Raw genomic sequence first — 21,658 nt, forward strand, 5'->3', positions numbered from 1 at the left:
CCCCCTATTAGGTTAGACCCACCACATCTCGCTCAGAGGTTCTTCAATGAGGACCTGGCGAAGATTGTGAACGGCTTTAGTAAAGCCTTCCTCGACGGACATCAGACCATCCTCGTGCTCAATACTCACTACATAATCGTAACCCACCAAGCGAAGAGCACTAATAATATCCGCCCATGTTTTGATATCATGTCCGTATCCGACAGTACGGAACTGCCAAGCGCGATCCAGCATATTCGAGTAATCCTGCATATCGGTTAAACCGTATTTATTCACATTAATCGGGTCAATCGTCGTATCCTTGGCATGAAAATGGTGGATGGCTCCTGCTCGGCCCAGAATTTGAACCGCCTGCACCGGATCAATGCCCTGCCACCACATATGGCTCGGATCCAGATTGGCACCAATGACCTCCCCGACCGCTTCACGCAGACGAAGCAAGGTCGCTGGCGTATGAACGGAAAAGCCTCCATGCAGCTCCAGCCCGATTTTGACGTGATGATCTGCTGCAAATTTTCCGGCTTCGGTCCAGTAAGGGATAATTTTATTTTCCCATTGCCATTTTAGCACTTCCTGAAAATCATTCGGCCACGGCGCCACAGGCCAGTTCGGATACTTCGCATCCTCATGATCACCCGGACAGCCGGAAAAGGTGTTCACAACGGGAACTTCCAGCTTTTCTGCCAAACGAACCGTTTTAAGAAACGCCTCGTGATCGGCCTGTGCCAAATGCTTTTGCGGATGGAGCGGGTTGCCGTGACAACTGAGTGCGCTAATGGTCAGTCCACGGGACTCTACTGCTTTTTTGAAGTTTTTGAGCGCTGTTTCGTTATCCAGCAGTTCATCCGGCTTGCAGTGCTTATCGCCCGGGTTACCGCCTGTGCCGATTTCTACTGCATCCAGTCCTTGGGATGCTACATAGTCCAAAGCCTCTTCCAGTGAACGTCCGCCGAACAATACCATAAATACTCCAAGTTTCAAACGTAATCCCTCCCTGTATTATATGTGAAAGAAGCGGCTTATCTTATAATGATGGCCTATTCAGGATACTTGCGGGCTTAATCAAAATAGACGGCTTTTCCTGTACGCGCCGATTCATAGATAGCTTCTAAAATTTCAGTAACTACCAGCGCCTGTTCTGGCTTCACAAGCGGCTCTTTCTCGTCCAGAATGGATTCGATCCACAGACGAGCTTCGCGATCCGCTTCGTTTTCCGTTTCTCCAGAGTAAAAAGCTACACCGCCCGCATCCAGATCAATTTTTGTATCAAACAAGCGGCTGTTCTTCTCCCCGTTAATTCGTAGACCGTCCTGCATATCGGCTCCGCCCTCAGTCCCACATAACAAGGTCTTGGCTTCGCCAAATTCTACAACGTTCAATGCCCAACTGGATTCCAATACAATAGTGGCTCCATTTTGCATGGTAATGAAACCAAAGGCAGAATCCTCCACCTTAAATTCCTCAGGGTTCCATGGTCCAAAGGCATTCGCCGCGTTTTTACGATCTCCGAGTTTATGGAAGGTTGAGCCCAGCACGCTTTTAGGCTTGTAATTATCCATTAGCCAGAGAGTCAGGTCGAGCGCATGCGTCCCAATATCAATAAGTGGACCGCCGCCCTGCTTCTCTTCATCCAAGAATACTCCCCATGTCGGAACCGCGCGTCGACGCAGAGCGATGGCTTTGCCCAGGTAAATCTCGCCAAGCTCTCCCTGCTCGACCAATTGTTTCAGATACAAACTATCATCGCGATAACGATTTTGATACGCAATGGACAGCTTTTTACCTGTACGCTTGGCTGCAGCGAGCATTTCCCGCGCCTGCTCCGCAGTTTTGGCCATCGGCTTTTCGCACAGAACATGCTTACCTGCCTCAAGCGCAGCGACCGTAATTTCCGAGTGCGAGTCGTTGGGTGTACATACATGTACGACTTCAATGTCCTTATTTTCAAGCAGCTTACGGTAATCACTATAAACCTGGGAGCCTTCAGCACCAAACTTTGCTGCTGCCTCCTCCGCGCGTTCCGGAATGATGTCACAGAAAGCGACGATCTCTGCACGCTTTTGCTTGGCAAGACTCGGCAAATGCTTGCCAGTTGCAATGCCCCCACAACCAATAATTCCGACTTTGAGTGTTTTAGACATGAATATTTCCTCCCTGAGCTGCGTATTGTTGGAGCCACTTAAAGCTGGTTTCAATGCTTTCGATTGGAGGATTCGAGCTGAAATCCTGTTCCACGACGATCCAATCCACGCCTGCCTGAATAGCGGCGTCTGTAACGGCCTGGAGCTGTACTTCTCCTTGGCCAAGCTCTACGGTAACTGCTTTATGCTGCTCGTCACGTGCCATATCCTTTAAATGAATGATAGGCAGGCGTCCGCGATAACGTCCGATGTATTCCACAGGATCATAGCCTCCATAGTATACCCAACAAGTATCCATTTCGACCTGCAACAAATCAGCGGGAACTGCATCGTATAGAGCATCAAATACCGGACGATCACTGATTTTCTCCGTCAATTCAAAATCATGATTATGATAAGCCAAAATCAGACCCTGTTCTTTCACTTTTTCACCAATACGATGCAGATTGGCAAAAATCTCATCCCACTGGCGCTGTTCCTCGGTTAAATAAGGAACGATCAGGTACTTGTTGCCCAATTCTTTGTGGTAAGCGATCTCCTCATCCAAATGGTCCAGCAAGCGGGTATATTGAATATGAGTTCCAATAACTTCCATGCCCAGTTCATCCAAAAGCGCTCTGACATCCTTGGCACTACGTCCGAAAAAGGCATGAAATTCAACCCCTTTATAGCCCAGCTCAGCTACCTTGCGCAACGTACCTTCAAAATCCCGTTCAAGCTCTTCCCTTACTGTGTACAATTGCAATCCTACTTTAGCCATTGTCCTTCACCTCTTCAATTAGGATGGATGAATCGTTATATCTGTCCCATAATACAAATCCTCGTCTGGCTCAACTGTACTTTCCAACGTAATATGCTTACCTTCCAATGAGGAGCGCTGAAAAGCGTGCATTGCCTCTAATACATGATAGGCCAGTTCCACGTTAGCACGGTGGTTCTTTGCACTGCGAATGGCTCTCATCATCTCACCCGCACCTATTCCGCGTTCGTTCTTCCCACACTCAAATAAAGGTTTCACGAGCTCTGCGGTTTCCTCTCCAGATCGGCGAAGCTTGACATCTCCGTTAAAAAAGTTCGGATCAGGCAAACTTAAGGTTCCTTCCGTACCATAAATTTCAATACGTGGCAGATCTGACGCCCCCTGAATGTCAAAGCTGGTAATGAGCGTTACAATGGCTCCGTTATGGAAATCCATTGTTCCGGCCAAATGCGTTGGTGTCTGTACCCGCAGAGGTGTGCCGCTTTTGGGACCGGAATGTATGTGACGATCAGGAACCTGAATGCCCACTGAACTGCTGATTCGCCGGATCGGACCCAGCACATGGATCAGCGACGTCAAATAGTAAGGTCCCATGTCAAACATCGGACCGCCCCCAGCGGCATAGAAAAATTCCGGATCAGTATGCCACCACTCGGGACCTCTGCCCATAAAAAAGGCAGTAGCGGCTACGGGCTGCCCAATCATTCCGTTTTGTATGGCATAGCGTGCAGTCTGAATACCCGCGCCAAGAAATGTATCCGGGGCACAGCCGACACGCAGGTTTGTTGCCTTGGCTAGATCCAGAACGCGTTTGCCATCCTCCAAGGAAACCGCCAAAGGCTTTTCACTGTACACATGCTTGCCTGCCTCCAGTATCGCCATATCCGTCAGTGCATGGCTGCCAGGCACGGTCAGATTAATAACAAGCTCAATCTCGGGCTTACGAAGCAATTCATCTACCTTGTATGCGTTTTCAATATTAAATTCATTGGCCCTCGCTTTGGCCCTTTCCTCCAATAAATCAGCCACGGCCACCACTTCGATAAGCGGACTGTTTTGGAGATTTTCAAGATATGCCGCGCTAATGTTGCCGCAGCCGATAATCCCGGCCTTCATTCGTTCCACTTCGTCACCCCCCCTGGCCTCCAACATGTATTCTGCTATAAGCCTTACAGACACAATAGTATTCTATTTCCGTTTCGTTTAAAATGAATAATATGATTAAAACATGAACAATCTGGTCAATATTTGAAGCAGCTACATGCCCAAAGGAGTCATCATCATGTCTATCGTCGAGCCTTGTCAGGTTCTTACCGCAGGCTATTCCTTCCATCGTAAGCCTTTTTATTCGAACCAGCCTGAAGGGATCAAAAATTATTTGTTTCGTCTGCAAACAGACGGACGCTGCCAGGCCCGCATTAACGGGGAAATGACACGGATTGAGGCGGGTGACCTGCTGCTGTTCAATCCTACCGAGCCTTATGAGCTGGACATTCACAGTGAGTTAAATCCCATGGGGGAACTGGTCGTGGAGAGCGGAGATTATCACATTTTTTTTGGAGGCTCTTGGGTAGATGAGTGGTGGCACCATCACAAACGACCCAACCGCATCAAGGTCCAGCTTACCGAAGCACTGCTTGGCCTATTTCGGCAGCTTGTGATGGAACAGCGGCGTATTTCTAATCCTTACCCGGAAATATCGAGCTATTACATGCGCATTCTTTGCCTGGAGTTTGACCGTATGCTGTCCGAGCATCCGACTTCCACCCATCACAATTATCTCGCTTATCAGATTAAAAATTATATTGAGGAAAATGCATCCTCCAACTTCAAACTGGATGACGTGTCTTCACATGTCGGGATCAGCGTATCGCGGGCAGTACATCTGTTCAAGGAAACCTTCGATACAAGCATTATGCAGTACACGCTGGACATCAGACTCAATATGGCGAGAGAGCGAATCATTTTCAGCCCCATGTCACTCGAACAAGCCGCCGAATCGTCCGGTTTTGCAAACTATACGTATTTTCACCGCGTGTTTCGCTCCCGCTTCGGCATGTCGCCCAAGGAATTCAGAGTGATCCACCGTGAGCAATTGTAGTATTGGTAAAAATAAAACCTTGAGAGAGCCTTTCTTGGCTTCATCAAGGTTTTGTTCCGATTTCCAAATTCATACTTCTTATTTCTTCTGAGTTTACAAAATATCTACGGTGCAATCGTCAGCATCACTACCGACATCGGTGGCAGTGTAACATCCAAGCTCTGACCTTGCTGCTGGAAGGAAGTGAAAGTTTCCGTTTTCACACGTTCCGGCTGATCAAATGTATTGTGTGCCTGCATATCCTCACTGGAGAGAACAACGCCGCTAATTTGCTTAACGTTTTCCAGCCCTCTCAGCTCCAGATTCAAGGAGGCCGCCTCGCCTGGATGGACGTTGCACAAACTCACATGAATAAATCCGTCCTTCGCCTTGGAAGCGGACACACTTACCTGTGGAATGGAATTACCATCATATTCATAATTGCCTACGGTTTTATGGGTAGCCAGCGCTTGTGCATCCTGATGCACCTTGAACATTTCAAATACATGGTATGTCGGCGTCAGTAGCATAGCAGGTCCTTCGGTCAGAACCATAGCCTGCAAAACGTTGACCATTTGAGCAATATTCGTCATTTGTACACGGTCATGGTGATCGTGGAAAATGTGTAGGTGCAATCCAGCTACAAGCGCATCGCGCATCGTATTTTGCTGATACAGGAAGCCCGGATTGGTACCCGGCTCGGTCATGAACCAGGTCCCCCATTCATCCACAATCATTCCTACCCGTTTGTCAGGATCATATTGATCCATAATAGCAGAATGACGTGTAATCAATTCATCCATATGTAATGATTTTTTCATCGTCTCAAACCATTCCGCTTCATCAAAACCGATTGCTTGCCGTTTCGCTTCCCAGGTACCCGGGACCGTGTAGTTATGCAGACTCAAGCCATCCATAAGATGCCTAGCTTCACGCATCAGCACTTCGGTCCAGCGGTAATCGTCCACATTCGCCCCACCCGCAATCCGATATATCCGGTTCTCGCCATAGTTGCGGACATACGTCTGATAACGACGATACAGATCAGCATAATATTCCGGACGCATATTGCCGCCACAGCCCCAGTTTTCGTTACCCACGCCAAAATATCTAAGCTTCCATGGCTGCTCACGCCCGTTTTCCTGCCGCCACGCGGCCATAGGTGATTCTCCGTCAAAGGTCATGTACTCTACCCACTCCGACATTTCCTGTACCGTACCACTGCCAACATTCCCGCAAATATAAGGCTCAGCGTCTAACAGCTCACACAGCTGGAAAAACTCATGGGTGCCAAAATGATTATTTTCAACCACACCGCCCCAGTGCGTATTAACCATTCTCTTGCGGTTTTCTTTCGGTCCGATGCCGTCTTTCCAATGATATTCATCGGCAAAACAGCCCCCTGGCCAACGCAGCACAGGAATATTTAGCTTTTTAAGCGCTTCTACCACATCATTACGGATCCCGTCCGTATTTGGAATCGGGGAATCCTGACCAACCCACAAACCCTCGTAAATACATCGTCCAAGATGCTCAGCAAATTGTCCGTAAATATTTTTGTTAATAACGCCTTGCTCCCAATCTGTATGCACAACAATAGAACCCTTCATGACAAGCCCTCCTCAAAAATAGTAAAGTTCATTGGACTATACACTTCAATGATTACGCTTTCATAAAATTAAAAAAATATGGCGTCTACCTGATCTCTTTTCCATCTCAACGTTTACAATCATCCAAATGTAACAGTATAGATAGTTAATAAAAATATTAATAATTAAACAAAAATATTTTACATGTTTAATATATTTTATTGCCTTCTATTTGTCAATCGTTAACCCCTAGCTCCACCTAAACCAAAAGTCTGCCCTCAAGGCAGACCATGGTATGACCACTTTAGCTCGTGATCGCGGGCTTTAGATGAACAGCGAAAGCCTCCAATAAAAATATCATATAATGAAGTAAGTAGCCGGATTAGTTCTTAACCATAGAAACAGCCCATGTTCAGTGGAGTCTGAGCCTATTTCATTTCAAGGATGTCCCTTGCCAGCGAGAGCCGCTATAGCCGGGACAATTTTGATTGACTGCCAGAGCGCGTACACGGACAATACTTCCGCTGATGCTGCACGTATGCCCACCCATTAACTCATCACATTGCGAACAAGCTAACAGTCTGGCCTCGTACACATCATCGGTCACACATTCCATTCTGGGTCTCATGTTGTTTATAATTCTGGTAATTTGCTCTTCCGAAATAGCGATGTCCCTTTCACACCCTTTACAGGTGTTTGGTGCGGTTATACCTTTCATCATCGGCTTACCCTCTCTTTCAAACAACGTCCTGAGTACATACGGCTGGAGGACCTTATTTCCGTTCTGGCGGGAGCTGGGCAGCCGCTTCAGATACGACCATCGCCAAATCCTCATTTCCGAACATGGACAGCACTCCTAATACTGTGTCTAGCAGAATATCTCCCGCTTCTTCACGCGATACGGTCAGCTTGCGCACTCGCAGCAGACGCTCATTGCTATCCTGCTGCGGATAAGCTGCATGATACAGTTCCTCTGGCTCCAGCCCGTGATTGATGCACCATTGCGCAAACACAAGGATCATCATATCCTCTTCCTGCTTATAATTTTCGATGATAGCCTCTTCTAACTGTTTACCGCGGTTGTGCTCTTCCATTCGCTCATTTCTCCTTCAATCTATTTCTCGATGTCTGGACTGCCTTGTTGGCTATCGTTCCTTCTATGTTAGTTATTCAAACGGCTAATGAGTTCGTCCGCCAACATATGACTTTCCAGCACCCTGCCAGCACGCACACTGCACTCCTCTGGACGATGAATATGCTCCAGAAAATGATTCACCACTCCAGTGAATCCCCGTCTTTCCAGGATTGTGTCCCAGCTTCCAAAAGATTGTGACAATGACGGCTTATCTTTTTGCATAAAAATAGCCTGTTCCATGTTGGTCACCTCGACGGAACGACCTGCCCCATGCAACTCCAGCCTCTCAATGTCAGTCCCTGCCTGTCTGTTCATACTGTAACTACCAGAGGCATTTCCCAAACGTACCGACCCGAATGCAGCGTTCATATATCCTTCACTCGTCGTGTCCAGACTGCTATGCAGCAGTTCATAATCATCGCCACCCAGCCACAATAACAGATCGAGCATATGAATCAAGTCATCATAAACCGTCTGTGCCGCAGGTCTCTGATCATATCCAGTCCGATGCTTGATCGCCGCGCATTGGCTGAAACCTCCTGCTTCCTCCAGGTACGCTTTAGCGGCTACATAATGCGGGGCAAAACGTCGGTTAAAGCCGACCGCCAGCAGCACAGCCTGTGCCTCCGCAAACGCGGTCATTTCCAGATTTTGACGTGCATCAAAGGACAGCGGTTTATCCACATACACCGCAACACCTTTTTCAATACACGCCATAACCAGATCAAAATGGGCTTCGGTCGCAGCATGTATAAATACAGCCTCCGGCTCCCATGCCAGCATTTCCTTCACATCCGTCGTTCCTCTCGGCAGCCTGTACTGCTCCATAATGGAACTGACCGGCTCCTGCGAACGGTTCATGACACCTACAATATCTACACCTTCGTGCGCAGTCAGCAGCGGCAAATACACTTTGCGGGCAATACCGCCCAGACCTGCAATAGCCACTCTTGTTTTCGTTTGCTTATTCATATCATACCCACCTCTGATGACTCATTTCTTCTGTTGTCTAGTTTACATGGAAGTCCGCTGACAAGCAAAGAAAAGAGGCTGCCCCCGATCTAGTTAGACCTGATGGAACAGCCTCTATACATGAGCGTCCAGCTTCAGCTACGATTATTTCAGTGTGCTTAGCTTAGGCGTGCAGCGCTTGTTTTCTTGTTTTTTCACTTTTTATTTTTTTAACACGCATTCCAATGGCTACGACCAGAACAACGACCAGAACTTCAAATCCGTATTTGACGACCCCATTCGTGAACCAATGTGCAATCAGCGGCTCAGCTACTACCATTTTGGCAGCAGTATAGGCCAGAACAGCAGCTCCAATTGTAATGACCATCGGAAAACGTTCGGTCAGCTTCAAGATAATTGTACTGCCCCATACCATAATCGGAACGGAAATCGCCAGTCCCAAAATAACAAGCAACATATTTCCATGAGCTGCTCCCGCAACGGCAAGTACATTGTCGAGTCCCATCATGGTGTCGGCAATAATAATGGTACGAATCGCGGCCCACATTTGATTGTTTGCAGAGATTTCATGTTTTTTCTCCTCAACCAGCAGCTTGTAAGCAATGTAGATGAGTGCAAGCCCCCCGATTAAACGCAAGCCGTAAATTTCCAGTAAGTACGTGACCAGCAAAGTAGCGATAACACGAATGACGACCGCACCGACCGTCCCCCAAATAATGACCTTTTTTTGATTGGCCTTCTCGACATTACGAGCTGCCAGACCGATTACAATCGCATTGTCACCAGCCAGCACCAAATCAATGATAATGATTGACAATAGTGCGGTTAAAAACTCGATTGACAAAAAATCCATACGTTTCTCCCACCTTCTTTATTTATTTGCTATACTGTACTTAGTTCTGCGCTTTATACTAAAAAAGCGCCATTTCACGGAATCCGGAAACGGCGCTTGACCCAAATTTAGCATCAAAAAAAGACCATTACCCGGATTCCTAAAATCCTGGCAAAGGTCTCGCTTACAACATTACGTTGCCAATAAAGCCGGGGATTTAAAAAATCCCGTAATGACGACTTTACTCGTTGAGCTACTCCCCTTTGGGAACTATTCTATTAGTGGAAGTATAGCACACATGATTAGGAATGTGAACCCTATATTTTTCTGTATAATCGACAAGCCGAACAGGGATATTGAAAGAGGTATGTAAATGAAAAAATGGCTACTCGCCGCGGCTTATGTTTCGCTGCTCTGCATCGCGTTTATCTACAGATATGATTGGCTCGCCTGGGCGAACAAGCAAACCTCCTTTCCAGTTCTGCTGCTGCTCGCGTTTCTATTCGCGTTAATTCCATTTGTGCCTTACAAGCTGATAATCGCTTCCATTGCTTATGCAGCAGGTGCCTGGCAAGGCGCACTTATCTGCTGGCTCGGCACTACATTGGCTGCGTTGGTGGTTTACGGGGCGGTACGTACCCTCTTCCGTGACAAAGGACGGGCTTATCTGGAGCGAATTCCAGCTTTGGAGCGCTTGAACCGGGTCATGGAGCGAGAGCCTTTTGCTGCTGTGCTGCTGGCCCGCCTAATTCCGATCATCCCGCAGGCGGCTGTGAATGTATATGCCGGGGTTGCAGGCTTTCCGTTCTGGAGCTTTATGCTGGGTACGGCGCTTGGCAAGCTTCCTGCAATTGCGGTATACGCTTATGCAGGTGGGACTATTGCCGAACGTCCGGTCACTGGCTTGCTCATTTTGCTGCTGTATACAGCACTGGTGGGCGGTGGCTTTGTGCTTTACCGCAAAAGGATTCAACGTGTCAATAAATCATAGCTTCTGCGAGCCTGCCGCTGGATCTGTAAGGATGTAAGTTGGCGGTGGCTTTTAGTCCAGAGAAATTTGCAAAGCTGGTTTGTTTCTGTCGTTCCATTGGATTTTGCGAAAATGTCGTATATAATTTAATTGTAAGCTATTTAAATAACAACTAATTGAAACTTTCTCAGAATGGAGTGACAAATATGAGCACCAACAATCCAAACACTGTGGAGAAGGCAACTTTTGCAGGCGGCTGCTTCTGGTGCATGGTTTCCCCCTTCGAGGAACTACCCGGCATTTTAAAGGTAAGATCCGGTTACACAGGAGGACATACGGAAAACCCGACCTATGAAGAGGTATGTTCCGAAACAACGGGACATGTAGAAGCAGTACAGATTACATTTGATCCTCAAATCTTCCCATATGAAAAATTATTAGAACTGTTCTGGCAGCAGATTGATCCGACGGATGAAGGTGGACAATTCCACGATAGAGGCTCATCCTACCAAACAGCTATTTTCTATCATAACGAAGAACAAAGAATCAAGGCAGAAGCTTCCAAAAAAGCGCTGGGTGAAAGCGGCCGTTTCGACAAGCCCATTGCTACACCGATTCTGCCTGCGGCAACCTTTTATGAAGCGGAAGAATATCATCAGGAGTATCATAAGAAGAATCCCGCGCATTACAAGCGCTACCGCAAAGGCTCCGGACGTGAAGATTTTATTGAGCAAAATTGGTCAGGCAAAATAGATAAATCTGATCTTAAAGATCGACTGACACCTATTCAATATGAAGTAACACAAAAAAACGCGACCGAGCGCCCTTTTCAAAATGAGTTTTGGGACCATGAGGGTGAAGGTATTTATGTGGACATTGTTTCGGGAGAGCCTTTGTTCAGCTCGCTCGACAAATATGATGCAGGTTGCGGTTGGCCCAGCTTTACTCGGCCGCTACGCAGCTATAACGTCAAAGAAAAAAACGACCTCAGCCACTTTATGATTCGTACCGAGGTCCGTAGTCGCGAAGCGGATTCCCATTTGGGACACGTATTTGATGATGGTCCAGGTCCTGATGGCCTGCGCTATTGTATTAATTCTGCCGCGCTCCGTTTTGTGCCTCAAGAAGACTTGGAACGTGAAGGCTATGGAGCCTATAAGTCATTATTTGAAAAGTAAGTAGACTTCAAAAACATTTTAGGCTGGCCCAGAAATCATCTTTCGCAGATGGCTTCGGGTCAGCCCATAATCCATCCAAGCCAGATTGCGAGCGGCACCAATAGCAACTGTGCAAGCAAGGTACCTCCCAGACGTGAAATGATCATCCAGCCGTACATACTGTTCATACGATTTAAGGGCAGCTCCCCGCGCAGCATTTTTCCAGACAATACCGCCAATCTGGGATCAATTAACAGAGTTAGAAGTATTGTTGCCATACCATTGATTAGGCCCGATGACATAGACATTGCTGTACCCTGAGCGGGCGACTGGAATGATGCGTATAATGCAGACACCACTCCAGTCGTATATATCGCGGTCACAGTTATATTCAGGGTAATCAGACGCTTGGGATCGCTCCCCTGAACAGTGAGGTGAGCATGAACCAGATTGGGCGTTTCATGTAGTAGCCTACATGCTTCCAGCGACTGCGCACCATTAAATGACGCACCAATGCCGGAATAGACCCGGTATGCTCCAGATGCACAATCCATCTGGCCGACATACGTACCACCGTCGGATACAAAATTATAGCGATCATGGTTCCAACGGTTGCTGCCAGTAGGACCCCGTGCATATACAGTTCCAGTCTAACATCAGCCCCACCCGCTCGCACGGCAGCCTTAGCCTGATCGACCATACCTCCAAGTAAAGGTCCCTGCGCCATATTAGAGGTGCGTGAAACCAACAGCAGCATACCTGCAACGGTTAAGGCCAATCCAATCCGACGCGCCCGCAAACCGCCAAGCCGGAGGGCATAGGACAAGCTATCTGTAGTATGTATGATGATGGTAAAGACGAAACCCCAGGCAAGCAAATGCTCTCTCCTTTCGTATTTAAAATATATTCATTTCTTTGCTTTCTGTTTGTTTAAGCGGATAGCGGGTAATACATAATACATCATCTGCTATAGGGAGTGATTATCTATGCCTTGGACCAAACATGATTATCCCCCAGCAGATTTCGGCGATTATTTATGACCGGAACGGACGTATTCATTCTACTTTTAAGCCTTCCTGACGAAGCCTGGATACAGCGAAAGGGTGTCACGTAGGAAGATTTCTCTCCTGACGTAACACCCTTTCCTTATTGACGAAGGCTGTGGACGACCGGCACTGTTTTGGCAACTACCTTTTGGGCTGGAATAGCCGCAGGCAGCACCTTTTTCACAGGTCGGTGTAGTTGGAACGTTGTCGTCCATGTAATTATTTTTCCGGCGAGCCACACAGCCAGTATGGTAAACATTGTTTCCTTCACAGGCAGATACAACAGCGATAATCCCAATACAATGATGTCACTGACGATAAACACGTTACCGATTTTCCATCCGCGCCACTCGCTGATCAGCAGGGACAAAATATCATCGCCCCCGGTCGCTCCACCGAATCGCAGTACGATTCCGGCACCCAAGCCTGTAAGTACTCCACAAAGCAGAGCCGCTACCAGCAAGTTGCCGTGCAGATCTATAACCAGCGTCGAATACTTTTCAAATCCTGCATAAAACAGGGAAAAGGCGACCGCCCCGATCAATGCCAGTAGCATGAATCTTCTGCCCTTCAGTACCCAGGCCAGCAATATGACAGGAATATCAAGCAGTAGCATACTCCAAGCCGGAGACACGCCAAATGCGTAATGTCCCAGCAGGGCCAAGCCTGCAAATCCGCCTTCTGACAAATGATTTTGAGCATTGATGTGATAATACGTAAAAGCTAAAATGCATGTTCCGAGCAGCATGACAGCAATCTGCCTTAATGCTCCATTGTTCACGATAGATTCGTAAGTTTTCCTCATACAGGCTCCCTCGGTTTCTCGTAAGTTTGATGTGGATGAACCCACTCTTACGGAAGCTACCGGGTAAGATGTGCCTGGAGGACTTGGTCCTTCGCATGTACAATCCCCTCTTCCGCAGAGTTGGCTTTCGCAACTTGACGTTACTCCGCGGAAAAGCTAAGTATAAGACAGATCAAATCGTTTCCAAATCGTCCTTTGGGGAAGTATCCTTCGGGGACACATGGTATCCTGATCCTTTCTTTTGTGGAATAAAACTCCGACATTTCTGTGGTACATGTAATTCTATTATTTATTATACCACACCTTACCACCTGCTAAACAGCTTGCTTTTTATGCCGCGCCATATTTTTATTTTATGCGTGAGCATGCTTTATTGTATGTGCGAATAACCGCATTATACCAAAGGTTTGGCGGATGCACATACAATGTGCGTATAGCATGGTTTATGCAGGTTTGTCAGTGATATTACCCGGCTAATTTGACTATTCTGCGTTGGTTGGCCATAAATACCCCTCCGAGTATAAGGAGCAGCCCAGTCAGAACGTTCCAGCCGATGTGTTCATTCAGAAGCAAAAAGCCCCATACAATAGCGCTCACCGGTACAAAATAAGTCACCGAGGAGGCAAATTCCGGACTTCCCCGCAAAATCATATAATTGAACAAAATATAAGCTACTCCCGATCCCAAAACTCCCAGTCCTATAAGGGAACCCAATACACCAGGGATGAAGACGACCGACAAATCAGGTCGATCTACAATTGCTGTCATCAGGCCACCCCCTGCCGTCGCACCCAATAGTGTCGCAAAGGTTGCCTGATACATCGACAGATTGGATAAAAACCGCTTGGACAACTGCGTTCCGAAGCCATAGCAGAGCGTCGCAAGCAGCATACATCCAAAGCCGACGGGGTCGACAGAAATAATGGATACAGGATTAATACCCAGTAAAATAACGATTCCTACAAAAGCCAGGCCCATTCCAAACCACTGCATTCGATAAAAGATGGCTCCGAAAAAGACAAGTCCGACCAACATGGTCCAGATTGGCGTGGTGGCATTCAAAACGGAAGCCATGCTGCTAGCAATTCTGGTCTCGCTAAAACTAATCAAGGCCCATGGCAAAACCATGTTCACCAGAGCTACGAGAATAACAGATTTCCATGGAATGCTTCTGACTTGAAATGGCTTGCGCATGAGCAACATCAACAAAACGATAAAAATGAGGCCAAAGCTGGAACGAAGAAATACAATAGTCCAAGGCCCTACGTGATGGAGCAATAACACCTTGATAAACAAAAACGATCCGCCCCAAATGAGGCTTAGCAGCAATAGCGCAGCATATAACGAGCGTGACAATATGTATACCTTCTTTCCAATAATTGATGATTGCTTTGGCAAAGGAATAATTTCTATGATGAAGTATAAAAAGAACATTTGTTCTGTATGCTGATTATAATTGTATTCCTGCTATGAGTAAAGGAGATTTCTTATGAAAAAGATACTGGATAACAAGAATAAGGCCCCACTGCCTTCCGAGGAAGACGCAGGGCTGATCAAAACTTGTGTACTTCTGACCCTCGTGCTGGATGTGCTGGAGCGGGACATTCGTATTCTGAATGCCGCTGCCTTAAAAATGCCCGATCTGTACGTTCGCAGCCTGACTGGAGTGCAGCAGCGTGTAGCTGTTCAATTGGCGGAGACAAAGGCGCGAATGAAAAGGCAAGGAGTTAAAATATACAACGAAACCCGGAATCACGAAGGCGTGGAGGTTCTGTATGTTTGTCGTGGCTACCAAAAGCGGTTTTTCATGCTTTCCTCCTTTGCACGCAGCGAGGTTCGACGAGAATTGGGACATTATTTAGGAATTGATGTGACCCAAAGTCACTCGACTGTGTAGTCTCGTTTACAATCCTTGTACGATGCGGTTTCCGCGTACCGTTGCTTGTGCAAGCACCTCTTTCTCGTCTATCGTTAACAGATGTCTTCCTCGCATTAGCACACGTCCATTCACAATGGTCGTATCGACATCCGCGCCGTTTATACTGTAAGCAAGCAGTGACTCTATCTGGTGTATTGGCTGTAAATGCGGCTTTTGCATATCTAGCAGAATGATATCCGCCTTTTTCCCCACCTCAAGCGTGCCGGTTTCATGCTCAAGGTTTAGCAGCTTGGCTCCATTGACTGTAGCCATTTGCAGGGCCTGTGCAGCAGTAAAAGCAGCTGGATTGCCAGTGCTTAGCTTTTGCAGCCATGCCGCTGCCTTGATTTCTTCAAACAGATCCAACGTCGTTGCGCTTCCCGCTCCATCTGTGCCAAGCCCTACAATGGTCCCTTGTCCAAGCATATCGAGTACCGGGGTAATTCCGCAGCCGAGCTTGAGATTACTGACCGGATTATGAGCTATTCCGCCCTTCATTCCTTTCAACAACGCAACATCCTCACGGTTTAGGTGAACAGCGTGTGCAAGCAGCACATGATGATGTTCAAACAGCCCCAGTTCATATAAATATTGCGTAGGGGTACAGTTGTAACGAGCTTTGATTTTAACTGTTTCCTCTACCGTCTCTGCCAGATGAATATGAACAGGTACCCCCGTGTCCTTCGCCAGCCCCATAACTTCCTTCATGAATTCCGGAGGGCATGTATAAGGCGCATGAGGACCCATCATCGTCGTAATCCGACCTTCTGCCTGACCTGACCAACGGCGAATGAGCTTCAATCCCTCTGCCAGCCTTTGCCCCCCATCATCCTCCAATCCGATCAGCCCTCTGGTCAGCGAAGCCCGTATGCCCGTCTCGCTGACGGCTTCTGCAATTTGATCCATATGCACATACATATCGGCAAAAGTCGTTGTTCCTGATTTGATCATCTCTGCAATAGCAAGCTTGGCGCCCCAATACATATCCTCCGGGGTCATACGATCCTCAGCGGGAAGCATTTTGCGCTCCAGCCAGTCCATGAGCTTGAGATCATCCGAAAAAGCCCGCAGCAAACTCATCGGAGAATGCTGATGGGTATTGATCAACCCCGGCATTGCAACCATGCCATGCGCGTTGATACATTCATCCGCCTCTTCCCTCAGCTCAACTCCCATTTTAGCAATCCGATCCTCTTCAATGAGAATATCCCCCTCATAAGGTTCATCCCCGGTATTCATGGTCACGATCATCGCGTTTTTAATATGAATTCGCATATATTCAGCCTCCTGAGTGCTATGATTTACATCCAGAAGGCTACACCTTGACGCTGCGTAAATGTCAAGCATCCCGATCCTGTTAGCTTCGTACAGGAACTGCATAGATCATATGCAGTTGCCCTGTAATGTGCCACGAAGCCGCAAAATACCCATGTCTATCGAACCAGTCCAGCATGTGGGAGCGTTCTGCACAATATACAGGTAACTCGGATTCCTCGTTATCCGGTGTAGACACGCTTTCCCCCGCTTCCGGTATCTCTGCTGCATCAACCATCAGATCCACGACGCAAATGCGTCCGTGTGGTTTAAGCGTGCGTCGCATTTCTGACAGAGCGAGTATTTTTTGTTCATCTGTCAGATGGTGCAGGGCATAACTGCTGACTACAAAGTCAAAGGTCCCGTCCATATAAGGAATCGACATCAGATTTCCCAGCCTCGTCTCCACCTGTGGGAATTTACTCCGGCAGCGCTTGAGCATTTCATTCGATTGATCCACGCCTGCCATACGAATGCCCTCTTCAGCGAACAACCCTGCCAGATTCCCCGTCCCTGTACCTGCGTCCAGACCATACTCACCTGCATTGGCAGCCACACGCTGTACGATAAGACGCAAAGCACGCCTGTACGCGGGATGCCTGCCATTCTCTCCCTCTTCCAGACTCACCCTGATATCATGTACAGCTGCGCGGCTGTCAAAATCCCAACCGTCAAACCAGTCTTCACGCAGCTCCCGCTGACGCTTCAATCCTCCGGCCAACTGAAACATCTCTTCCCACTCCAGCTCGCTGTCACGTCTCAAACGTTCGATCATTTGGTCGGCTGCCTCCAGCCTGCGCTTGTGATCCATCCACGTCGTGAACATCACAGAACGTTGCAGCTCCAGCTCATGAAGTGCCTCATCCCTTCTCCCTTGATCCAATCGGTCCAGTACAGATTTGACTTCCTCCACCGACATACCAAATTCACGTAGCGCCATAATCATCCTCAGGCGAACGGCTTCACGCTCTGTAAAATAACGATATCCATTATCCGGGTGCTTAACAGGAGCAATCATCCCTTTTTCCTCATAGAATCGTATCGTGCGTGCAGATATATGTAATTGAGCCGCCAGCTCTTTAATTTTCATTCCTTGCAAAACACTCACTCCATCTCTCGTTCTCAGCCTATTCTATTATAAAACATTCACGTTACGTGAGGTGAAACATGATACGGGATATGGATAGGTCGCCAGATCATGGATAAATCCAATCCATTTGGCACACATTATGCTTATCTCATCCAAAAAGAAGGTGTTTTTCTTGACTGGACATAACCCAGCTTCCTTTGAAATGAACAAGAATATTTCCTTTATCGAGCAAGCTCTTTTTTATACGGATGATTTAAAAAAACAGACTATTTCCGTTGACGGGAAAGATGGCATTCTTCTCTATATAGACTCACTCGTGGATCAGGAGATCATTCAGACGCATATTCTGGCCACATTGTATAAGAAAACCGATTCTGGCTCTCAACAAATGTTTACCACCCTGAACAGCCAAAAGGACACCGACCTCCGAAATGCCGCTGATTCGCTTATTGAGGGATACTCCATTTTAATGGTGGATGGCGCAGAAGAATTTTATATCCTTTCCTCCGAAAAAACATACGCCCGTAGTACGGATGAGCCGGAGAACGAGGGAATTATCCGCGGGCCGCACAATGGATTTATTGAACAACTGTCCGTCAATCTGAATCTTATTCGCAAACAAATCATCAGCACATCGCTGATTGTGCGCTACTTTTATGTCGGATCTAAAACCCGGACCAAAGTCGCTATCATGTATATGCAAGACTTGGCCAATCCTGAGCTAGTGGAGGAAGTGGAAAAAAGAATAAAGGCCATCTCCTCCGATATGGTACTGCCTCCTGGTTTTATTCAGGAATTCACGGAGGACAATCCCTTTTCCCTGTTCCCTCAGCAGCTCAGCACAGAACGTCCGGATCGGGTAGCCGCTAATTTAATGGAAGGACGAGTAACTATTTTGGCCGAAGGCAGCCCTACTGCTTTAATCGCTCCCGTCTCGTTTTTTGCATTTTATCAAAGCCCTGATGATTATAACGGCCGCTGGATTATTAGTTCCTTTCTGAGAATGATCCGAATGATGAGCTTTCTGATCGCTTTTACGCTGCCCGCCATTTATATTGCAACGATTTCCTTTCACTCAGCCATTCTACCGCTGGAGCTGGCACATACGATCAAAAAATCGTTGGGGAATGTTCCATTTCCCGCCATTGTGGAGGCGATGTTGCTTGAAGTGATCTTTGAGGTGCTACGGGAAGCCGGGATTCGTCTGCCCAGCCGAGTGGGCCAAACAATAGGCATCGTTGGCGGTCTGGTTATCGGGGATGCTATCGTTCGGGCAGGTCTCGTGTCATACACGATGATTATTGTCGTTTCGTTAACAGCTATCTCTTCTTTTTTGGTACCTTCCCATGAAATGAGCTCAGCTGTCCGCATTCTTCGTTTTCCAATGATGATTGCTGCAGCCTTGTTCGGATATATTGGTATTGCCTTCGGGATGCTTATTCTCCTTATTCACCTTTGTAAGCTGGAAACATTTGGTTCGCCTTATTTTGCTCCTCTGGCACCTTTCCGGCTTGGTGATATGAAGGATGTTTTTTTTCGCTTTCCCATTTGGACACTCCAACAGCGGCCGCATGATTCCCGACCCCAAAAAATGAAGCAGCAGAACTTCTCTAGGAGCTGGAAACGTCGTGAATAAAGAAAGCACAATCACACAGGGCCAATTGTTTTTTTTGATTATCAAGTTTGAGATTGGCGTGGATATTCTATCACTTCCTTATCAAATGCATCTGTCATCCAAGGGAGGGGGCTGGATATCCGTCATTATTGGAGGCATTCTGATCCAGCTTATCATTTTAATATGCTGGCTCCTGTTAAGGCGCTTTCCCTCCTCCTCCATTTACCAAATCCTCACTCGGATTACTGGCTCCTGGATGGGTAAAATTTTGACGGTGGCTTACATTATGTATTACTTGTTTATGGGAACTTCGGTTCTTGTGGGCGCCTATGACGTCATTAATCGCTGGATGCTGCAAAAAACCCCACGTTGGGCTATATTGGCTCTGATTCTATTCAGCAGCATCTATCTGGTTCGCGAAAATTTGAGGACAATTGCCCGAGTGCTTGTTTTAATCTCATTTCTGATCTTGCCAATGATGCTGCTAATCAGCTATGGCATAAAGCAGTCCAACCCGCTCTACCTGCTACCTCTGACTGAGGCGGGATGGCTGCATATTATTGGTGGTTCAAGAGAAACACTCATGGCGATGTTCGGCTTTGAATTCATCCTCGTAGTCTTTCCCATGGTCAAGGGCAAAAGTAAGGGGAAGCTCAAGTCGCTCCTGCTAGCTAACGGGGTCGTGGTTCTGTTGTATGGTTTTACCATATTAACCTGTACAAGTGTATTTAGCCCCCAGCAGCTTGATTTGATGCCGGAGCCTGTCATTTACCTGCTCAGATCTATTCCGCTGGGAACAATGGACCGGGTTGATTTTATTTTCCTGCCCATCTGGTTAATTTCAATCTTTGGCTCCATAAGCGGTTATTATTATGCAGCGTCCTATGGACTAGGCTATTTGTTCAAGCAGGAAAACCACAAACAAGCCGTTCCTTTCGTAGTGTTCGTCTCATGCATTATTGCCTGTATCCCTCAAAAAAGAGAGGATTTTGAACTCGTCGGTACAATTGCCAACAATTCGGCTTATTTTTTCCTGATTGCACTACCTCTGCTGTTGCTGATTCTATCGCATATATTCAACAAAAAGGAGGAGCCCGGAACATGAAAAAAAAGAGGAGAGCACTTGGTATGCTGGCTCTACTCATTTTTATGACTGGCTGCTGGGACCAGGACAACTTGAAGGATGCCCGGCTGGTAAATGCTTCGGCCTACGATCTTACTCCAGAAGGCATGTTGCAGCAAACACTCGAAATTGTAGACGACTCTGGAAATAACCAAGGGAAAAGCACCAATGAAATTCATTCAGGCACCGGAATTTCCGTCCGGCAAAGTACAGATAAAATCCGAGCCAAAGTAACAGGAGATATCCGTTTCTTTAAATACGGGGTTACTTTGTATGGCACAAGCTTGGCCCAAAAAGATTTGTATCCATATCTGGATGTCCTGTATCGGGAGCCGGATCATCCAACCTCACATGTAAAGGTAGCTATAGTAGAAGGATCAGCTGGAGAATTAATGAACAAGAAAAGTGTAGGCAGCCTCTTAGTCGGCGAATTTATAACGAAAAAGATCCGAAGCCTAGAGGAAATGTGCGTATTTCCCGAAGTGACGCTAGAAACACTGCTTCCCCCTATGCTTGATCCAGGACAGGACTTTGTTCTCCCCTATCTTTCCAAAGATGGAGAAGACATTGTAGCACGAGGGATTGCCTTGTTTCACGGACAAAGATTTACAGGAACCCTTAACGACGAGCAAGGGGTCCTTTATGTCCTGATGACCGGCAAATGGAAGGACACAGCACGCTTTGTAAAAAGGGTTCACTCGGGACCTGCCAGTGATTTGCAAAACTTTATTACCTATCAGGCCCATATTCGGAACATCAAACGCCAGCTTATAGTGAAAGTTGGACGCGATGGTCAAATTGATGTATATCTCAACCTGAAGCTCCCTGTCGATGTTGTTGAATACGCGCGAAATCATCTTCAGGATAAGGATAATGTCATGCGCCTGAACCGTCAGCTTTCCGAAATCATGACCCAGGATGCGGAGGAAATTATCCGTACGCTCCAAAAAAGCGGTTGTGATGCTTTTGGCATCGGCAGACAATTGATTGCCCATCACCCGACCTTGTGGAAAAGCCTGGAATGGAATAAAGAGTACCCTAATGTTCGTTTTCACCCACAGATCGCCGTCAATATTGTCGGGAACGGCATTTTGAATTAGGCCGCTCCCTT

General features: G+C 47.2%; 20 protein-coding genes and 1 pseudogene. 7 read left to right on the forward strand and 14 right to left on the reverse strand.

All coding sequences use genetic code 11. The features are described 5' to 3' along the window. Nucleotides 1–12: 12 nt before the first annotated feature. The 4 genes from HPL003_RS23360 to HPL003_RS23375 all read right to left on the reverse strand — a co-directional run bounded on the left by HPL003_RS23360 (nt 13) and on the right by HPL003_RS23375 (nt 4,026). Nucleotides 13–981: a sugar phosphate isomerase/epimerase family protein gene (locus HPL003_RS23360; RefSeq protein ID WP_014282260.1), complete on the reverse strand. Its 969-nt coding sequence runs from the start codon at nt 979–981 to the stop codon at nt 13–15. A 77-nt stretch (nt 982–1,058) separates the two neighbouring features. Then, the gene (locus HPL003_RS23365) at nt 1,059–2,141 is read right to left on the reverse strand and encodes a Gfo/Idh/MocA family protein (RefSeq protein ID WP_014282261.1); all 1,083 of its coding nucleotides are present in this window, start codon (nt 2,139–2,141) and stop codon (nt 1,059–1,061) included. Further along, entirely contained in the window at nt 2,134–2,901 is a 768-nt protein-coding gene (locus HPL003_RS23370) for a sugar phosphate isomerase/epimerase family protein (protein WP_014282262.1), read from the reverse strand. The genes HPL003_RS23365 and HPL003_RS23370 overlap by 8 nt, the downstream gene beginning before the upstream one ends. An 18-nt stretch (nt 2,902–2,919) precedes the next feature. Beyond that, nucleotides 2,920–4,026, reverse strand: a complete 1,107-nt coding sequence (locus HPL003_RS23375; protein WP_014282263.1) for a Gfo/Idh/MocA family protein — start codon at nt 4,024–4,026, stop codon at nt 2,920–2,922. A gap of 157 nt (nt 4,027–4,183) precedes the next feature. Here HPL003_RS23375 and HPL003_RS23380 point away from each other — a divergent pair, with 157 nt between their 5' ends. Then, on the forward strand, nt 4,184–5,002 hold the full coding sequence (locus HPL003_RS23380; protein WP_014282264.1) for an AraC family transcriptional regulator: 819 nt from the start codon (nt 4,184–4,186) through the stop codon (nt 5,000–5,002). A gap of 104 nt (nt 5,003–5,106) precedes the next feature. Here HPL003_RS23380 and HPL003_RS23385 read toward each other — a convergent pair whose 3' ends face one another. The 5 genes from HPL003_RS23385 to HPL003_RS23400 all read right to left on the reverse strand — a co-directional run bounded on the left by HPL003_RS23385 (nt 5,107) and on the right by HPL003_RS23400 (nt 9,530). Beyond that, a complete protein-coding gene (locus tag HPL003_RS23385) occupies nt 5,107–6,591 on the reverse strand; it encodes an alpha-N-arabinofuranosidase (protein WP_014282265.1) in 1,485 nt (494 codons plus the stop codon). 412 nt (nt 6,592–7,003) lie between these two features. After that, a complete protein-coding gene (locus HPL003_RS27995) occupies nt 7,004–7,288 on the reverse strand; it encodes a DUF6171 family protein (RefSeq protein WP_081473806.1) in 285 nt (94 codons plus the stop codon). A 55-nt stretch (nt 7,289–7,343) separates the two neighbouring features. Then, nucleotides 7,344–7,664, reverse strand: coding sequence for a hypothetical protein (locus HPL003_RS23390; protein ID WP_014282267.1), 321 nt, complete (start codon nt 7,662–7,664; stop codon nt 7,344–7,346). Nucleotides 7,665–7,732: 68 nt separating this feature from the next. Continuing rightward, nucleotides 7,733–8,677, reverse strand: a complete 945-nt coding sequence (locus HPL003_RS23395) for a Gfo/Idh/MocA family protein (RefSeq protein ID WP_014282268.1) — start codon at nt 8,675–8,677, stop codon at nt 7,733–7,735. Between the two features lie 163 nt (nt 8,678–8,840). Then, nucleotides 8,841–9,530 (reverse strand): TerC family protein, encoded by a 690-nt coding sequence (locus tag HPL003_RS23400; protein ID WP_014282269.1) that lies wholly within the window; start codon nt 9,528–9,530, stop codon nt 8,841–8,843. Between the two features lie 352 nt (nt 9,531–9,882). Here HPL003_RS23400 and HPL003_RS23405 point away from each other — a divergent pair, with 352 nt between their 5' ends. Together HPL003_RS23405 and msrA are read left to right on the forward strand one after the other, a co-directional pair. Next, the gene (locus tag HPL003_RS23405; RefSeq protein WP_014282270.1) at nt 9,883–10,500 is read left to right on the forward strand and encodes a TVP38/TMEM64 family protein; all 618 of its coding nucleotides are present in this window, start codon (nt 9,883–9,885) and stop codon (nt 10,498–10,500) included. A 185-nt stretch (nt 10,501–10,685) separates the two neighbouring features. After that, nucleotides 10,686–11,657 (forward strand): peptide-methionine (S)-S-oxide reductase MsrA, encoded by a 972-nt coding sequence (gene msrA, locus HPL003_RS23410; RefSeq protein ID WP_014282271.1) that lies wholly within the window; start codon nt 10,686–10,688, stop codon nt 11,655–11,657. Between the two features lie 59 nt (nt 11,658–11,716). Here msrA and HPL003_RS30625 read toward each other — a convergent pair. The 3 genes and pseudogenes from HPL003_RS30625 to HPL003_RS23425 all read right to left on the reverse strand — a co-directional run bounded on the left by HPL003_RS30625 (nt 11,717) and on the right by HPL003_RS23425 (nt 14,843). After that, nucleotides 11,717–12,513: pseudogene (locus tag HPL003_RS30625) on the reverse strand (lipid II flippase family protein). Between the two features lie 269 nt (nt 12,514–12,782). Further along, entirely contained in the window at nt 12,783–13,487 is a 705-nt protein-coding gene (locus HPL003_RS23420) for a YitT family protein (RefSeq protein ID WP_014282274.1), read from the reverse strand. Between the two features lie 465 nt (nt 13,488–13,952). After that, entirely contained in the window at nt 13,953–14,843 is an 891-nt protein-coding gene (locus HPL003_RS23425; RefSeq protein WP_014282275.1) for a DMT family transporter, read from the reverse strand. Between the two features lie 133 nt (nt 14,844–14,976). Here HPL003_RS23425 and HPL003_RS23430 point away from each other — a divergent pair, with 133 nt between their 5' ends. Then, the gene (locus tag HPL003_RS23430; protein ID WP_014282276.1) at nt 14,977–15,384 is read left to right on the forward strand and encodes a YhjD family protein; all 408 of its coding nucleotides are present in this window, start codon (nt 14,977–14,979) and stop codon (nt 15,382–15,384) included. Nucleotides 15,385–15,390: 6 nt separating this feature from the next. Here HPL003_RS23430 and HPL003_RS23435 read toward each other — a convergent pair whose 3' ends face one another. Continuing rightward, nucleotides 15,391–16,680: an amidohydrolase gene (locus HPL003_RS23435; protein ID WP_014282277.1), complete on the reverse strand. Its 1,290-nt coding sequence runs from the start codon at nt 16,678–16,680 to the stop codon at nt 15,391–15,393. An 82-nt stretch (nt 16,681–16,762) separates the two neighbouring features. After that, complete coding sequence (locus tag HPL003_RS23440) at nt 16,763–17,809, reverse strand: MerR family transcriptional regulator (protein WP_043922890.1); 1,047 nt, start codon at nt 17,807–17,809, stop codon at nt 16,763–16,765. 145 nt (nt 17,810–17,954) lie between these two features. Between HPL003_RS23440 and HPL003_RS23445 the strand changes: the two genes are divergently transcribed. Genes HPL003_RS23445 through HPL003_RS23455 form a run of 3 tightly spaced genes read left to right on the forward strand, consistent with a single transcriptional unit; the run spans nt 17,955 to nt 21,647 of the window. Continuing rightward, nucleotides 17,955–19,445 (forward strand): spore germination protein, encoded by a 1,491-nt coding sequence (locus tag HPL003_RS23445; protein WP_420795091.1) that lies wholly within the window; start codon nt 17,955–17,957, stop codon nt 19,443–19,445. Next, nucleotides 19,438–20,529, forward strand: a complete 1,092-nt coding sequence (locus tag HPL003_RS23450; RefSeq protein ID WP_014282280.1) for a GerAB/ArcD/ProY family transporter — start codon at nt 19,438–19,440, stop codon at nt 20,527–20,529. The genes HPL003_RS23445 and HPL003_RS23450 overlap by 8 nt, the downstream gene beginning before the upstream one ends. Beyond that, nucleotides 20,526–21,647 carry a Ger(x)C family spore germination protein gene (locus tag HPL003_RS23455; RefSeq protein ID WP_014282281.1) on the forward strand — a complete coding sequence of 374 codons (1,122 nt, stop codon included), beginning with the start codon at nt 20,526–20,528 and terminating at the stop codon, nt 21,645–21,647. The genes HPL003_RS23450 and HPL003_RS23455 overlap by 4 nt, the downstream gene beginning before the upstream one ends. The last annotated feature ends 11 nt before the right edge of the window (nt 21,648–21,658 follow it).

It is taken from the genome of Paenibacillus terrae HPL-003 (assembly GCF_000235585.1).
Taxonomy (GTDB): Bacteria; Bacillota; Bacilli; order Paenibacillales; family Paenibacillaceae; genus Paenibacillus; species Paenibacillus terrae_B.

What these genes read in the sequence shown, in the direction of transcription:
- HPL003_RS23365 (WP_014282261.1), bottom strand. Translation starts at nt 2,141, where the DNA reads ATGTCTAAAACACTCAAAGTCGGAATTATTGGTTGTGGGGGCATTGCA.
- HPL003_RS23370 (WP_014282262.1), bottom strand. Translation starts at nt 2,901, where the DNA reads ATGGCTAAAGTAGGATTGCAATTGTACACAGTAAGGGAAGAGCTTGAA.
- HPL003_RS23380 (WP_014282264.1), top strand. Translation starts at nt 4,184, where the DNA reads ATGTCTATCGTCGAGCCTTGTCAGGTTCTTACCGCAGGCTATTCCTTC.
- HPL003_RS23385 (WP_014282265.1), bottom strand. Translation starts at nt 6,591, where the DNA reads ATGAAGGGTTCTATTGTTGTGCATACAGATTGGGAGCAAGGCGTTATT.
- HPL003_RS27995 (WP_081473806.1), bottom strand. Translation starts at nt 7,288, where the DNA reads ATGAAAGGTATAACCGCACCAAACACCTGTAAAGGGTGTGAAAGGGAC.
- HPL003_RS23390 (WP_014282267.1), bottom strand. Translation starts at nt 7,664, where the DNA reads ATGGAAGAGCACAACCGCGGTAAACAGTTAGAAGAGGCTATCATCGAA.
- HPL003_RS23395 (WP_014282268.1), bottom strand. Translation starts at nt 8,677, where the DNA reads ATGAATAAGCAAACGAAAACAAGAGTGGCTATTGCAGGTCTGGGCGGT.
- HPL003_RS23400 (WP_014282269.1), bottom strand. Translation starts at nt 9,530, where the DNA reads ATGGATTTTTTGTCAATCGAGTTTTTAACCGCACTATTGTCAATCATT.
- HPL003_RS23405 (WP_014282270.1), top strand. Translation starts at nt 9,883, where the DNA reads ATGAAAAAATGGCTACTCGCCGCGGCTTATGTTTCGCTGCTCTGCATC.
- msrA (WP_014282271.1), top strand. Translation starts at nt 10,686, where the DNA reads ATGAGCACCAACAATCCAAACACTGTGGAGAAGGCAACTTTTGCAGGC.
- HPL003_RS23420 (WP_014282274.1), bottom strand. Translation starts at nt 13,487, where the DNA reads ATGAGGAAAACTTACGAATCTATCGTGAACAATGGAGCATTAAGGCAG.
- HPL003_RS23430 (WP_014282276.1), top strand. Translation starts at nt 14,977, where the DNA reads ATGAAAAAGATACTGGATAACAAGAATAAGGCCCCACTGCCTTCCGAG.
- HPL003_RS23435 (WP_014282277.1), bottom strand. Translation starts at nt 16,680, where the DNA reads ATGCGAATTCATATTAAAAACGCGATGATCGTGACCATGAATACCGGG.
- HPL003_RS23440 (WP_043922890.1), bottom strand. Translation starts at nt 17,809, where the DNA reads ATGAAAATTAAAGAGCTGGCGGCTCAATTACATATATCTGCACGCACG.
- HPL003_RS23455 (WP_014282281.1), top strand. Translation starts at nt 20,526, where the DNA reads ATGAAAAAAAAGAGGAGAGCACTTGGTATGCTGGCTCTACTCATTTTT.